Source organism: Streptomyces sp. DT2A-34 (assembly GCF_030499515.1).
Classification (GTDB): domain Bacteria; phylum Actinomycetota; class Actinomycetes; order Streptomycetales; family Streptomycetaceae; genus Streptomyces.
The window spans coordinates 9,572,676-9,586,315 of sequence record NZ_JASTWJ010000001.1 but is presented as its reverse complement, the minus strand read 5'-3'; the positions used below and the strand labels follow the sequence as shown (position 1 = coordinate 9,586,315).

The following is a 13,640-nucleotide window of genomic DNA, read 5'->3' as shown; positions in this document are numbered from 1 at the left end:
GACCAGTAGCTGTCTGTAGCGGATGGGTGTGCTTGTCAGGTGACCCCGACGGTCACACAGTGCGTGCCGGCTCGTCGTCGGGGACTGCCAGGGCTCCGCCGGCCATGGCATCGAGGACGTCGCACAGCCCTTCGCCGAGAGGGGTGAGCCGGTATCCGACCCGCGAGTGAACTAAGGGTAGGCAGTGGCGCTGACGATTGTCGCCGCCCCGCTCAGCTCGCCATCCTCGAAAGCGCCGCGCCACCTGCTGCGGGAGCTGCCGCTGCACACGGCGAAGGCCATCGAGATCCAGGTCTTCGTGCCGATGGAGTCGATCCGGTCCGATCCGCATTTGCGTATAGGCGGTCAGTGACCAGTCTGTGCAGGTGGTACGGCGGGGTGGGTGGCCTATCGCCTTGCTGGTGCACGGGTTACGGCCACTCGGCGGGCGGGCGTCGGGCGGGAGGCCGACCTCGCCGGCTCGGCCGTGACCTGGTCGACGTTGTGCCCGGGGTGTCGTTCGACGTGATCGAAGCCGACCGCAACCTGGACACCTGGCTGCGGTGGGTCCGGTTCGTCGCGGCCACGGAGGGGCGCCCCGGAGGGTCAGGCGCACTCGGCGTTCACGTAAGGCTCCACGCGGCCGACGCTCTCCTTGAGGACGAGGTCGAGCAGTCCGGGGAACCGCTGGTCCAGATCTTCCTTGCGCAGAGTGTTGAAACGGCGGGTGCCGACATCGTGCTGCCGGATGAGACCGGCCTCGCGCAGGACGCGGAAGTGGCGGGTGAGTACGGACGCGGTGACGTCCTGCGTGAAGCCGCTGCAGGCCAGACCGGGGGAGACGGAGAGGGTGACGACGATGGTGAGCCGGGTCTCGTCGGTCAGCGCGCTCATGATCTTGAAGAGGTCGAGGTCGTCCGTGTCGGGGTGGACGAGTGGTGACGAGGTGCGACTGGCCATAAGGAAAGAATAACCCCTGCCCTATGTTCGCGTCGGCGCGTACATAGGCTGCAGTGAAGGCACGGATTGACCCTTCATCCGTCATCCACCGGGTTGCCCATCACCGGTACCACGGCATGCCACCAACGCCTTTGACGGCGCGGCCTGCATCAAGAACGGAGCACACACCCCATGACCACAACACAGGCGACCGAGCCGAGGACCCACCATACGGAAACGGCCGCGGAGGTGGTCGGCCGCCTTCGTGCGACGTTCAACACCGGCGTCACCCGCCCACTGGACTGGCGCGTCAACCAGTTGCAGCGGCTGCGGGCCCTGCTGGTCGAGAACGAGCAGGAGCTGATCGAAGCGCTCTGGGCGGATCTGAGGAAGAACTCCGCCGAGGCGAAGGTGCAGGAGATCGACTTCACCGTCGCCGACATCGACGAGGCACTGGCGAATCTCGAAAACTGGCTTCGGCCTCGCCCGGTGGAGGTTCCCGCCCACTTCGGCCCCACAACAACGGCCTACACCACGTACGACCCGCTCGGGGTCGTCCTGGTGATCGCTCCGTGGAATTTCCCGCTGCATCTTCTCATCGACCCCATCATCGGCGCGCTGGCCGCCGGGAACACCGTGGTGGCCAAGCCGAGCGAGATGTCGGTGCACACCTCGGCGGTCGCTTCACGACTCCTGCGACAGTACTTCGACGCCGATGTGCTCACCGTGGTCGAGGGGGGCGCCGAGGAGACCACGGCCCTGCTGGCGCAGCGTTTCGACCACATCTTCTACACGGGCAATGGCGCGGTCGGCCGGATCGTCATGGCCGCGGCAGCCAAGAACCTCACCCCGGTCACGCTCGAACTCGGGGGCAAGTCGCCGGTCTTCGTGGCGCCCGACGCCGACGTGGACGAGACCGCGAAGCGGCTGGTCGGCGCCAAGTTCGGCAACGCGGGCCAGCAGTGCATAGCCCCTGACTACGTTCTGGCCGATCCTGCCACCGCCGCCGCACTGGTCCCCGCTCTGCGCGCGGCGGTCGACGCCCAGTTCGGCTCCACCCCGCAGACCGCGGCCGACTTCGGCCGGATCATCAACGAGCGGCACTTCGACCGGCTCACCCGTCTGCTGGACTCCGGCCGGGCGGCGGTGGGAGGCCAGCACGACCGTGACGACCTGTTCATCGCACCGACCGTGCTCACCGATGTCGACCCCGCATCGCCCGTCATGCAGGAGGAGATCTTCGGTCCGATCCTCCCCGTCGTCGAAGTCGCCGACCTCGACGCCGCCATCGCCTTCATCAACGAACGCGAAAAGCCCCTCGCCCTCTACGCCTTCACCACGTCCGAGGCCACCAAGTCGCGCCTCTTGAACGAGACTTCCTCCGGCGGCATCGCCTGGGGCCAGCCGGTGATGCAACTGCTCATGCCGGGACTGCCTTTCGGCGGCGTCGGCGAAAGCGGCATGGGCCGCTACCACGGCCGGTATTCCCTGGAGACGTTCAGCCACCTCAAGGCCGTCGCGGACGTGCCGCTCAACTAGGCCCGCGGTTTCGTGGAGCAGGCTGCCCGGTGAGCGATCGGCCGGCGGAAGTGCCTCAGGCCGGTGAGAATGAGGAGCGCTGAGATCGCTGTTCCCGCCACCGCCGGAAGCGCGTTGCAGGTGAAGCCGTGTATCGCTCCTCTTCGCGGGGGCGCGTCGAGGGAGTCGGTCGCGGCGCGGCCTGCAGACACCGATCTGTACCGACTCCGGCGGCGGCACCCATGGCTTCGTCACCTGGCTGACTGCTGATCGTGCGCAAGGAGCGAACGCCCGCACTCCGGCGGGCAGTTGCGCTTGACCGGCGTCGACGCCGACGCCGACGGCAGGCGGCTCTCACCGCGTTCGCCGCCAACACCACCCACACCCCGATCGCGGTCATGGAACCGCGTCACCGTCAGCGGGCCCGCGCCTGCCCGAGGACCGCATCCGCGCCTCCGCCGGGACAGCCTGGACCCCCTGCGTCGCAGACCTTCATCCCGTTTCCCTCCGTATCGCAGAAAGAAAGAAACCCATGACTGTCAATATTTCAGAAGTTTCGCCCGTTCCGTCTCTTTTCTCCCCCATCTCCCTCGGGAAGATCGAGCTCGCCAACCGCATCGTCATGGCACCGATAACCCGGGTCCGGGCCGGTTCCTCCGGCATCCCCGGGGACCTCATGGTCGAGTACTACCGGCAGCGGGCGAGCGTCGGAATGATCATCACCGAGGGCACCTACCCCGACCACGCGTCGCAGGGGTATGTCGGCGAGCCGGGCATCGCCACCGACGAGCAGGCGGCCGGCTGGCAGCGGGTGTTCGAGGCGGTGCACGCCGAGGGCGGCCGCATCGTCCTGCAGATCATGCACGCCGGCCGCGGCACCCACCCCGACATCAACGGCGGCCGCCGCATCCTCGCCCCCAGCGCGATCGCCATCGACAATAAGACGTTCACCGAGAAGGGCGAGCAGCCCTACCCCGTACCGGAAGCGATGACCACCGCAGAGATCCGGGCAGCCCTGGAGGACTTCGCCACCGCGGCCCGCCGGGCCATCGAGGCGGGAGCGGACGGCGTGGAAATCCACGGCGCCAACGGCTACCTGCTCCAGCAGTTCCTCTCCCCGGCGGCCAACCAGCGCACCGATGAATACGGCGGCTCGCCGCAGAACCGCGCCCGCTTCGCCGTCGAGGTCGTCACGGCGGTCGCCCAGGCCGTCGGTGCCGAGCGGGTCGGGCTGCGGATCTCGCCGGAGGTCGACCTCGGGGACGTCTTCGAGACCGACCGGGACGACGTCCTGGCCACCTACGGCACCCTGATGGACCAACTGCGCCCGCTGGGCCTGGCCTACCTCTCCGTACTGCACACCGAGCCGGGCGGCGACCTTGTACAGGAGCTGCGGCGGCGCTTCGACGGCAAGCTGATCGTCAACAACGGCCCCTTCGGGGGGCAGACCACCCGCGAGCAGGCGCTCCAGCAGATCGAGGCCAACCACGCCGACGCCGTGGTCGTGGGCCGGGCCCTCATCGCCAACCCCGACCTGGTCGAGCGCTGGCAGGGTGGCCACCCGGAGAACGAGCCGCGGCCGGAACTGTTCTACGGGCCGGGCGCCGAGGGCTACACCGACTACCCCTTCCTCGAAACGGCTTGAGGCCCACGGTCACGCCTGTCCATGCGGCAGCCCCACTCACACATGGACAGGCGCCCGACCGGCGACACTGTGCCCGCCCCTTTGAGCCCGCGGTCACACCGGCGATCACCGGCTCGAGGGCCGTCGGGTCCGTCAGGGCGTTGACGGTCCGCAAGTTCCTGGTCAGCAGCCTGCGTTCGGTGACCTCGTCGAGTACATCGCTCTCGTGCGTGGCCACCGCGGCGGCCTTCGGCCACAGCTGACACCTATGACAGTTTTCCGGCGGCGGCCCATCTACCAGGTCCGCCTTCCGTAAGGGAGTCCTTCGCCGATATCCGTCCCCGCTGTACACCGGCGCCCATACCGTCCAGCCCGAACGCTGGGAACGGGGGTGACGAAAAGGGTCTGTCGGTGGGGCGGGATCTGGACGGGGTGGTGGACCACTTCACCCTGCCCTGCGACGAGGCGGGCTGGTTCAGGAGCCGGAAGCCGTGGCCTGGTTTCGGCGGAGGTAGCCGTCGCTAGGGCAGCCGGCATCGGGGTCCCCGGTCGGACACATCACAGGGTCGTCTTCGTCACCGAAGAGGTAAGCGTCCACCTCACAGTCGCCAGCGGAGAAGATCAGCGACACCACAGTGCCGCGTGTGGTGTTCTCGTCAGCGGCGTTGATCTGGCCGGATTCCGCGGGGGCATAGAACGCCCAGCGGCCGGACGACAAGGCCGAAGGCTCCGCGCAGTCTGATGAGACGGGCAACTCGTCGAAGTGCTCGGCGGTGAACGTGTGATCCTCGTGAAAGGTCAGGGATGTGCTGCCCTCGCTTGCCCATCGTCCCTCAACCTGATCCGCTGAGACCTCTGCGGCGTGGATCGCCGCAGCCCAGCCGCAGGACACCGTCAGCGTCACCACCGCCCCTACGAAGGCGATTGAGCGCCACAACTGTCGGCCCACGCCAACCCCTCCCCTTCGGCCGAACCTCAACCATATTTGAACGCGCTCAAAATCGTACAGTGGTCCGCCGCCGGGGACACCGGCAGAGTGCGAAAGCCGCAGTGCTAGTCAGCCGGAGACGATCCTCCAACCTCCAACCCATCACTCAGCGTGGGCCCTTCACGGAAAGTGAGCCAGAACCGCGGGCCACGCCGACGACGACCGGGCAAGCTACACGGCGACAAGGGCTACGACTACAACCGCCAGCGCCGATGGTTACGGGCACACGGCATCACACCCCGCATCGCCCGGCGTGGAACCGAGTCCTCCAAGCGACTAGGCCAGAATCGCTGGATGGTGGAACGCACGATGTCATGGCTCGGCAGCTGCCGTCGCCTCCACCGTCGCTATGAGCGCAAGCCGGAGCACTTCCTTGTCGGACACGGGCGGAGAGCGCCATCTCGTCAACAACGGCCGGACCCTGATGTCCATCACTCCGGAGGAGATCACGACGTGGGACGTGCGCACGCATCGCCGTGGTCACTCGTACCCGGGATACGGCGAGGAGGACCTCGCCACGTTCGCGGCGGTCACGCCGGACGGCCGTCAGCTCGCGCTGTCGGTGGACGACAGGATCTGGATCTGGGACGTCCGGGCCGGGCGGGTCACCGCCAAGCTGTCGACCGGTGTGCCGGGCGTCGTGGAGTTCGGGCTCGGAGGGGATACTCTCCTGATGGATCCGGGAGCACCGGACTCGGAGACGGAGAGTTCGGGTTCCGTCCAGGCCTGGGACCTGCGGACCCGGCGAATGCTGGTGCGGGTCCCGGCACGGGCGGACGAGATGATGCAGCACACGGCGATCAGCCCGGACGGCCGCTGGCTGGCACTGTGCTCGGACAAGCGCCCGCTGGAGATCTGGGACACCGCCGAGCGGGGGACGGCACCTGTGCCCTGGCCGGCCGGGCTGAAACGGTACTCCTGTGCCGGTGAGGTGAGTGAGATCGCCTTCGCCCCGGACAATCGCACCATGGCTCTGCTGACCGAGACCGGGATCCGCAGGGTAGACCTCCGCTCCGGGCGTGAGCTCACCGGGATCGGGGGGAGGACCTGGACACGCTCCGGTTCAGCCAGGACGGCCGGTTCCTCGCCGCGAGCGGGTACCAGGGGATAGTCATGTGGCGCCTGTCGGAGCCGTACGCCCCCGTCCTGGTTTTCCGGTACTCGTTGCGCAACGCGATCGAGGATTTCGCGCTGAATCTCGACGCGCGCACCATCCGCTATCTCAACGGGGCCATGACGGTCGTACGGTCGCTGAGCCTCGGCGAGACGGCGGAGCAGTGGGAGCGGCAGCCGGCCGACCACGCCCAACTCACCCAGGACGGCACGACGCTGGCCGTCCTCCGGCAGCGGGGCGCCGGGAGAGGCGTCCGGCTGCTGGCCACGCGCGACGGCGCCGTTCTCCCCGGGCCAGAGGGGAAGCCATGCGATGCCGAGGTGCCGGACGAGTCCGAGGACGAGAGCGAGTTCATGTCGACCTGCGTCGATGTCATGGCATTCAGCGGCGACGGCAGGTACTTCGCCTACGGAAGGAGCTGGTCCGATGCCGTCGACGACGTGACGAAGCAGCCCCGGATCACCGTCTGGGACGTCAGAGCCCGGCAAGAACACGCCGTCATTGAGCCGCCGGGCGGGCGTGGCCTGTGGGGGGTGCAGAGTGTGGCCCTCACCCATGATGGCGCTTCTCTGCTGACGTTCAGGACATCGGAGGGCAAGGCGGTCGACGTGTGGGACGTGCACCGCCGCAAGCGCGTGCGGACAGTGGACCAGGGCGCCGACTCGTGGACCTTCAACTCGTATGTGCAGAGATTGGCAGTGCGTCGGAACGGCGACACCGTGGTGACCCCGGACGGAGTGATCGCCGACCTCTCCACCGGGGTGGTCAGCGACCGCAATCTCGGCGACGATCTGACCGAGGAACTGGTCTTCAGCCCCGACGGGGCCAACCTTGCGGCTGCCGACCTGCTGGGAAGCGTGACTCTCTGGGACGGCGCCGTGCGCAGGCGCCTCGGCCAGCTCCCCGGCACGGACGACTACGCGTACTCCGACTCCTCCGGCCTCGGCAGCCACGTGGGCAACGTGACCGCGCTCGCCTTCTCCGCCGACGGCAGCACTCTCGCAGTGGGCGACCCCCTCGGCAGGGTCCAGCTCTGGGACGTACCGTCCAGCCGTCCCCTCGGCTCCCCCCTCTCGACCTCGGGCGGCCCGGTCCTGTCCCTCGCCTTCGGCACCGACGGCGGCACGCTGCACGTCGCGGGTCGGCATGTACCCCTCCAGAAGTACGACCTCACCCCGTCCCACCTCGTCGGCCAGGCCTGCAAGCGCGCCGGAGGCGGTCTGTCAGCGGCGGACTGGAAGACCTACCTGCCGGATCTGCCGTACCGGGAGACGTGCTAGGGCATGTATCGAAAGTGGATCTTGCAGTCCAGCGGTAGCCCCTGGTCTCGGGACGGGTCCCGGTGCTCGCCGGTACATTCCTCCCGTTCCCCGCGACCGTCTTCCTTCGAGCGGAACACACGCGAGTTGATCGCGAGGACCGGGGTGCCGACGTTGTGAGGGTGTGAGGCGCGTGTCCAGCAAATCCCTAGGCTGCCGAGCGTGAAGGACACCAGGGAATTCAGAGTGGCCGTAGCACAGACCTGGGCTGAGCTGGCCCGTAGGGGTGTGACCATCGAGCCAGCGACGCTGGAGGATGCCGTCGAACACGACATCCGCCAGGAGGCTGACCGACTGGGCATCCAAGTCCGGGCGGCATGGAAACATTTCAACGCCGCCGGGGTGGCCGACAGCCTCTCCCCTCGTTGGCGAACGCCTACTCCGGCGGAGGACCCGCTGCGTCAACAGGCGCCCGAAGACCGCGCGGGAGTCGCCGCAGAACGGATGAGGGCATGGGGACGCCCTGGTCGCACGGTGAAGCTCACCGGCGCGGGCGCGATGGTGTTCTTGATACTCGCCGCCTTGTTTGGCCTCATCCGGGCAGCGAACGAGCCCGGTCCTTCCCCATACGCAGTGGCCTTCGACGACTCCGTGGACTGCGACGATCCGCCCGACCTTATCCTCAGCATCGACACCGGCGAGCCAATGGTCTGCGTCGTCAGCCCCGTGAGCGTCTACGTCGAGGACCCCGATTTCGGGGTGTTCACCGAAGACGACGTCGATGGCATCACCGCGACTTCGAAGTGGCTCGCCCAGGACGGCCACTTGAGTGCCGCGGACAAGCAGGTGATTGAGAGAAAGGCCGAGGCCATCGGTGCGCGCCATGGATACCAGCACCCGAAGCCGCGGGATACCTGGACCGGCACGATTGCCATCATCTGTCTCATCGGCGCATCGATCTCGGGACTGCTGTACTGGCTCTGGGCGCTTGAATACATAGGTGTACCCAGCTGGCGCCTAAGAAGTCATCTCATTTGGCTGACTCGGTAGGCTGTAGCTCGTGGGGATCGTTGAGCGGCTGGTGCCGGATGAGTTGTGGGATTTGTTCCAGCGAGTGGTGCCAGAGGCTCCCTCGCGGCCTCAAGGAGGTGGCCGACGCCGCCATGGTGACCGGGAAGTGCTGGCCGCGATCGTGTTCGTGGCGACGTCAGGCTGCACGTGGCAGCAGTTGCCGTCCGCGTCGTTCGGGCCGTCGGGAGCGACGGCCCATCGGCGCTTTGCCGAGTGGACGAAGGCCAGGGTGTGGGCCAAGCTCCACCGCCTGGTCCTCGACGAGCTCGGCGCTCGCGGCGAGTTGGACTGGACCCGCTGCGCGATCGACTCCGTGAACATGCGGGCCCTGAAAAGGGGGACCTGACGGGTCCGAATCCTGTCGACCGGGGCAAGTACGGGTCGAAGATCCACCTCATCACCGAGCGGACCGGTTTGCCCTTGTCTGTCGGAATCTCGGGGGCGAACCTGCACGACAGCCAGGCCCTGATCCCTCTGGTGAAGGGCATACCGCCAATCCGTTCCCGCCGTGGACGCCGACGTCGCAGGCCGGGCAAGCTCCACGCCGACAAGGGCTACGACTACTCCCACCTGCGTCGATGGTTACGCCAACGTGGCATCACCCACCGCATCGCCCGAAAGGGCATCGAGAGTTCGCAGCGACTGGGCCGCCACCGCTGGACCATCGAACGCACCATGGCCTGGCTCGCCGGCTGCCGCCGCCTCCACCGACGCTACGAGCGCAAAGCCGACCACTTCCTGGCCTTCACCAGCATCGCCTGCACCCTCATCTGCTACCGCAGACTCGCCAAATGAGATGACTTCTAAGAGGTCGTTTTCTCCCAGTGTTTTATCCCGTGATGCGGATTTGATCCGGTGTTGTCGGGTCGCGCCAGGAGATGGTGGCCTCGCGGGTGAGGCGGCGGGCCATGAGGTCGGTCATCGCGAGGTGGATCAGGGCTTCTGAGCGGGCCGGGAGGGTCTCGTAGTCGCGGGCCAAGCGACGGTGGAGCATCAACCAGCCGTAGGTCCGCTCTACCGTCCACCGCTTCGGTATCGGGGTGAATCCTCTGGTCCCGGGGGTGCGGGTGACGATTTCCATGTCGATGCCCAAAGTGGCGGCATGCTCGACGAGGTGCTGGCGATAGCCGCCGTCGACCCACACCTTGCGGATGCCGGGATGGCCAGTGGCAACCTGGTCGAGCAGTTGGGTGCCGGCCACGGAGTCCTGGACATTGGCCGCCGTGACCAGGACGGCCAGCAGCAGGCCGAGCGTGTCGGTCACGATACTGCGCTTGCGGCCCACGATCTTCTTGCCCGCATCCGTGCCCTGACTCGCGGCGGGGACGCTGGTGGAGGTCTTCACGCTCTGCGCGTCGATCACGCAGGCCGACGGCTCCGCGTTCCGTCCCTCCTTTTGCCTTGCCAACTCCCGCAGCAGGCCATTGAGCTGGGCAAACACTCCTTCCTTCTGCCACTTGGCGAAGTAGCCGTAGACCGTCTCCCAGGGTGGGAAGTCGTGTGGCAGGTAGCGCCACTGGACCCCGGTGCGGTCCACGTACAAGATCGCGTCCAGGATCTCCCGCAGGTCATGCTGGGGCGGGCGTCCGAAGTCCAGGGCCCGGCCGCGGCGTTCGAAGCGCCAGGCCGCCAGGGCGGGCTCGATCAGCTCCCAGCGGGCATCGGACAAGTCGCTCGGATACGGGCGTCGTTCACTCATGCCCTGGACGTACTGCCACAAGGTGAGTGCGCCCAGGCGTGCGTATTAGGCCCTGGAAGCACGGCATCGATCAGGGCACCTTGGGATGAGACAGGCGCACGTCGCATCCCACCCCAGCTATCACCCCACGTGGCCCTCACGGTTCGAAGGCACCGGCAAGCGCACCAACACCACAGCTCCGCACATCAGAAACCGTCAGGTAATGGGCTAATCGAGATGAAAACGACCTCTAAGCTTGTCGTTTAACCTCGGCGCTCGATGAGACGGGCGAGTGATTCTGTGGGCCAGCAGAGCCACTGCAGGAGTGGGTTGGTGACCACGGCGTAGTGGGCGCTGACCCGACCTCGCTCCTTGTCCAGGATCTGCGTGGCCTCATCGCGGTAGACGTAGCGGAGATAGCGGCGGCGGATCGGCGCTCCTGCTATCAGCAGCACTGGTGAGGCGACAAGGACGGCCAGCGGGACCAGGACTTTCACGACTGTGAGCTTGGCTCTCTCCTCATAGCGCATGCGCTCAGTGTGCTGGTCCTCTGTGTCGCTCGTCAGCCTGTTCTGCGCGGTTTGGTGCCCACCTTGTGGTGGGCGGGACGGCTGTATGCCTCGCCGGTGGCGAGGACGCGTCCCACGTCATGACGGATAGCCGGATAGCGGTTCTTCGAGCCGGGCGGTTGGCCTGTGCCGGGACGGGAGGGTTTCGGTGCGCCAGCGGGTGAGCCGGTCTTCGCGTGCAGGTTTCTGAACCCTCTGCGGACACGGGCGGGTGTCAGTTTGTTCGGCTCGGTCGGCTTTTCCCAGGGCCTGCGAAGGTCGGTGGCCAGCGGACGGGCGAGCCGGAGCTGGGCATAGGCGGCGATGACGAGCCAGGTCCACCGGTCGGCCGCTTCCGAGCTGCGGAGCCGGGGCTTGGTCCACCCGAGGGTCTGCTTGAACAGGCGGAATGTGTGCTCGATGTCGAAGCGGCGGAGGAAGGACTGCCAGCAGCGGTCGACGTCCGCTTCGGTGGCGCCGATTCGCGACCACCACAGCCAGACCGGCTTGTTGACTCCGCCGCTGGGCAGCTTCTCCACGGCCAGGCGGATGACGGTGCCCTCGATGATGGGCAGCGGCCCGTTGTGGTCGAGCCATGCGGCCCGGTGGGTCAGCCGCGGGTGCAGCCGGTCCCACGCCTGCGCGGTCGCCTTCCCGTAGAGCCGGGTGTCCGTGGCCGTCACGGCCTGCTCGGTGCCCCAGGTCGTGGGGTCGCCGAAGACGAACTCGCCGCCGTGCTTGGGGGGCCGGCCGCCCTTGGGGTTGGCCAGGTGGAACTCTTCGCGGGAGGGTGTCGGACGCCGCATCACCCGGTCTGAACGGAGTCGGCCGAGGATCTCGACGGGCAGGTCACCCAGCAGGTGGGCGATGCGCGGGGCGTCGTATCCGGCGTCCAGCACGACCAGGACCTCCGGGTCACCCGGTCGCCACTGGCCGGCGGTGACCAGCCGCTCGACGACCTCGCGGATCTGCACCGTGGTCACGGCGGCGACGTCGGCGCCGGGCTCCAGGCGGACAGCGTCCAGCACCGCCGTCCAGGACGTGCGGCCGGTCTCCAGCGCGGCCACCACCGAGTACGGCCAGCCCGGCACCATCTGATGCTGGCCCTCGCCCCGACCGAAGGTGTGACAAAAGGCCCGGTCGGCACAGGTGTTGGCGTCCGGTCGCAGCCACGGCGAGACATCGACGGCCAGTACGAGCCGGCCGTCAGCCGCCCTCGGCAGCGGCACCCCGGTCAGGGCACGACGCAGCCGTGCGACGTCGATCCGGCCCTGGTTGAGTCCGCCGTACAGAGCTCCGTGACCTCGGCGGTGTTCGGGCGCGAGTGCGAGATCGACCAGCGTCCGTACCGGCCCGTCCGTGCACAGCAGCGCGTCGCATAACTCGAACAAGGCGTCGCCCCGCACGGTCAGACACGCGTACAGCTCCGACCGGAAGTGTGACACTTCCGCGAACGCATCCCGCAGGACATCCTGATGTACCAAACTCACGACCACGGCCTTCGCGCTGATCCGCTCTGTGACGGAGCACAGGATCATGCGAAGGCCGCCTACACGTCCGCCGAACTGCGAAAACGCCGACCAAGTTCGAGCCGCGTTCGACGCCGGACCATAAATGACAAGCTAAGTAGGTGTTTTTGATCCTTCCGCTCCGAACTGGCGCAGTGCTGCTGAGATCCCTGGGACGATGACGTCCATGACACAGGACGGTTATGCGGTCGTTCCCGGAAGCATCGACCAACCAGAGCTCTTGGTGGTCGTGGCCGCCGCGATTGTCCAGGAAGGGCGCCTTTTGGTGGTGAGCAAGAAGGCGGCTCCCGAGGTGTTCTATCTGCCCGGCGGGAAGCCCGACGTAGAAGAGGGGCCCATGGAGGCTCTGGTCCGGGAGCTCGACGAGGAACTGGGGGTTCGTCCCTTGGATCCGCGGTTTCTGGCTGACGTCGAAGCGCTCGCGGCTCTTGAGCGCGTGCCCATGAAGATGACTGTCTTCGAGACGGGCATCAGCCAGGTCCCTCGGCCGGCAGCTGAGCTGGCGGACCTGCGATGGATCTCCGGCGGTGAACCAGGTGTGCAGCTGGCTCCGGCGGTGCGGGACCAGGTGCTGCCACTTCTCAGGCAGAACGGCCTGCTCGCCTGAGAGCGGAGCCAGCGGCATCCGTGGTGACCCCGCTCAGGTCAGCTTGTGGTCTTGGGCTGTGTTGGGGGTGAAGCCTGCGAGTCGGCTGGAAGGAACGCAGGGCGGAGGAAGGTCCGGTCGAAGCGGCGAATGCAGCCGGTTTGCTCGCTCAGCTGCCACAGCTCACGCGCTTGGGGGTCTTGGCGGATGGACTCGCGGTAGGACTCGTAGGCTGCGAAGCTGGGGAACGAGAACAGCGCGTAGGCAATGTCGTTGGCGCCTTCGTGCGGCAGGAAGCAACCGTGATGGGTTCCGCCGAGCCGGTTCACGATGGGTATCCACCCCGTCACATACCTCTCGAATGCGGAGATCTGCCGAGGATCGATTTCGTAGCGCAGGTGGCAAGTGATCATGTAGCCATTGTTCCCGGCTGTGATGCCCTCTTCGTCCAACTGCTGGTGCGGGGACTTTTGCGGGTGAGACGCCTGGTCATCATGGTGATGAGTGCCCAGTTCAGATGGGCTTCGGAGTGCTGCGGGAGACGTGTCGGGTAGCGGGGACGCATTGTTGCGTCCCCGCCCCCTCAGAACCGTGCGTGCGTCTCTCGACGCACACGGCTCAAGCAGGCCGCGAGGGCTGACACTGCTCTCTCCGGTGAGCACCAGCGTGGTGCTGCTGGTGACAGGCGGTGCGTCGGAGTTCCAGGTTCTTCAACTCGTCGGAGCCACCTGCACGCCGGTAGACGACGTGGTGCACGTTGAGCGCACGCGAAGCCGCCGAGAACCAGTTCGCCCAATCGTGAACGTC

15 protein-coding genes and 2 pseudogenes are annotated in these 13,640 nt (G+C 67.2%); 9 read left to right on the top strand and 8 right to left on the bottom strand.

Annotated elements, in window-relative coordinates:
• Nucleotides 1–184: 184 nt before the first annotated feature.
• Nucleotides 185–352, top strand: a complete 168-nt coding sequence (locus QQM39_RS42745; protein ID WP_302002952.1) for a hypothetical protein — start codon at nucleotides 185–187, stop codon at nucleotides 350–352.
• Nucleotides 353–585: 233 nt separating this feature from the next.
• On the opposite strand, the gene QQM39_RS42740 is transcribed toward QQM39_RS42745, so the two are convergent.
• Nucleotides 586–939 (bottom strand): helix-turn-helix transcriptional regulator, encoded by a 354-nt coding sequence (locus QQM39_RS42740; RefSeq protein WP_060895109.1) that lies wholly within the window; start codon nucleotides 937–939, stop codon nucleotides 586–588.
• 144 nt (nucleotides 940–1,083) lie between these two features.
• Between QQM39_RS42740 and QQM39_RS42735 the strand changes: the two genes are divergently transcribed.
• Complete coding sequence (locus QQM39_RS42735; RefSeq protein WP_302003915.1) at nucleotides 1,084–2,457, top strand: aldehyde dehydrogenase family protein; 1,374 nt, start codon at nucleotides 1,084–1,086, stop codon at nucleotides 2,455–2,457.
• A gap of 511 nt (nucleotides 2,458–2,968) precedes the next feature.
• Nucleotides 2,969–4,081 carry an alkene reductase gene (locus tag QQM39_RS42730; protein WP_302002951.1) on the top strand — a complete coding sequence of 371 codons (1,113 nt, stop codon included), beginning with the start codon at nucleotides 2,969–2,971 and terminating at the stop codon, nucleotides 4,079–4,081.
• Nucleotides 4,082–4,535: 454 nt separating this feature from the next.
• Here the strand turns inward: QQM39_RS42730 and QQM39_RS42725 are convergent, their stop codons facing one another.
• Nucleotides 4,536–5,009, bottom strand: a complete 474-nt coding sequence (locus QQM39_RS42725) for a hypothetical protein (protein WP_302002949.1) — start codon at nucleotides 5,007–5,009, stop codon at nucleotides 4,536–4,538.
• Between the two features lie 174 nt (nucleotides 5,010–5,183).
• Here QQM39_RS42725 and QQM39_RS42720 point away from each other — a divergent pair.
• The 5 genes and pseudogenes from QQM39_RS42720 to QQM39_RS42700 all read left to right on the top strand — a co-directional run.
• Nucleotides 5,184–5,414, top strand: a pseudogene (locus QQM39_RS42720) (transposase); the annotation flags it as partial.
• 7 nt (nucleotides 5,415–5,421) lie between these two features.
• Nucleotides 5,422–6,159 carry a WD40 repeat domain-containing protein gene (locus QQM39_RS42715; RefSeq protein WP_302003961.1) on the top strand — a complete coding sequence of 246 codons (738 nt, stop codon included), beginning with the start codon at nucleotides 5,422–5,424 and terminating at the stop codon, nucleotides 6,157–6,159.
• A 2-nt stretch (nucleotides 6,160–6,161) separates the two neighbouring features.
• A complete protein-coding gene (locus tag QQM39_RS42710) occupies nucleotides 6,162–7,442 on the top strand; it encodes a WD40 repeat domain-containing protein (protein ID WP_302002948.1) in 1,281 nt (426 codons plus the stop codon).
• Nucleotides 7,443–7,643: 201 nt separating this feature from the next.
• The gene (locus QQM39_RS42705) at nucleotides 7,644–8,471 is read left to right on the top strand and encodes a hypothetical protein (protein WP_302002947.1); all 828 of its coding nucleotides are present in this window, start codon (nucleotides 7,644–7,646) and stop codon (nucleotides 8,469–8,471) included.
• Nucleotides 8,472–8,487: 16 nt separating this feature from the next.
• Nucleotides 8,488–9,287 (top strand): IS5 family transposase gene (locus QQM39_RS42700; RefSeq protein WP_302003862.1). Its coding sequence is split into 2 segments (ribosomal slippage): nucleotides 8,488–8,827 and nucleotides 8,827–9,287, totalling 801 coding nucleotides; the frame shifts between segments, so codons are not numbered across the junction.
• A 34-nt stretch (nucleotides 9,288–9,321) separates the two neighbouring features.
• Here QQM39_RS42700 and QQM39_RS42695 read toward each other — a convergent pair.
• The 3 genes from QQM39_RS42695 to QQM39_RS42685 all read right to left on the bottom strand — a co-directional run bounded on the left by QQM39_RS42695 (nucleotide 9,322) and on the right by QQM39_RS42685 (nucleotide 12,208).
• Nucleotides 9,322–10,191 (bottom strand): IS5 family transposase, encoded by an 870-nt coding sequence (locus QQM39_RS42695; protein WP_302002339.1) that lies wholly within the window; start codon nucleotides 10,189–10,191, stop codon nucleotides 9,322–9,324.
• A gap of 242 nt (nucleotides 10,192–10,433) precedes the next feature.
• Complete coding sequence (locus QQM39_RS42690) at nucleotides 10,434–10,700, bottom strand: hypothetical protein (RefSeq protein ID WP_302002946.1); 267 nt, start codon at nucleotides 10,698–10,700, stop codon at nucleotides 10,434–10,436.
• 32 nt (nucleotides 10,701–10,732) lie between these two features.
• Complete coding sequence (locus tag QQM39_RS42685) at nucleotides 10,733–12,208, bottom strand: NF041680 family putative transposase (protein ID WP_302002945.1); 1,476 nt, start codon at nucleotides 12,206–12,208, stop codon at nucleotides 10,733–10,735.
• A gap of 205 nt (nucleotides 12,209–12,413) precedes the next feature.
• On the opposite strand from QQM39_RS42685, the gene QQM39_RS42680 reads away from it, so the two are divergent.
• A complete protein-coding gene (locus QQM39_RS42680; protein WP_302002944.1) occupies nucleotides 12,414–12,854 on the top strand; it encodes an NUDIX domain-containing protein in 441 nt (146 codons plus the stop codon).
• Nucleotides 12,855–12,892: 38 nt separating this feature from the next.
• On the opposite strand, the gene QQM39_RS42675 is transcribed toward QQM39_RS42680, so the two are convergent.
• From QQM39_RS42675 to QQM39_RS42665, 3 genes and pseudogenes are all read right to left on the bottom strand, one after another.
• The gene (locus tag QQM39_RS42675) at nucleotides 12,893–13,246 is read right to left on the bottom strand and encodes an NIPSNAP family protein (RefSeq protein WP_302002943.1); all 354 of its coding nucleotides are present in this window, start codon (nucleotides 13,244–13,246) and stop codon (nucleotides 12,893–12,895) included.
• 26 nt (nucleotides 13,247–13,272) lie between these two features.
• Nucleotides 13,273–13,377 (bottom strand): annotated as a pseudogene (locus QQM39_RS42670) (IS5/IS1182 family transposase); the annotation flags it as partial.
• A gap of 74 nt (nucleotides 13,378–13,451) precedes the next feature.
• The gene (locus tag QQM39_RS42665) at nucleotides 13,452–13,589 is read right to left on the bottom strand and encodes an HNH endonuclease (RefSeq protein ID WP_302002942.1); all 138 of its coding nucleotides are present in this window, start codon (nucleotides 13,587–13,589) and stop codon (nucleotides 13,452–13,454) included.
• Nucleotides 13,590–13,640: the final 51 nt, after the last annotated feature.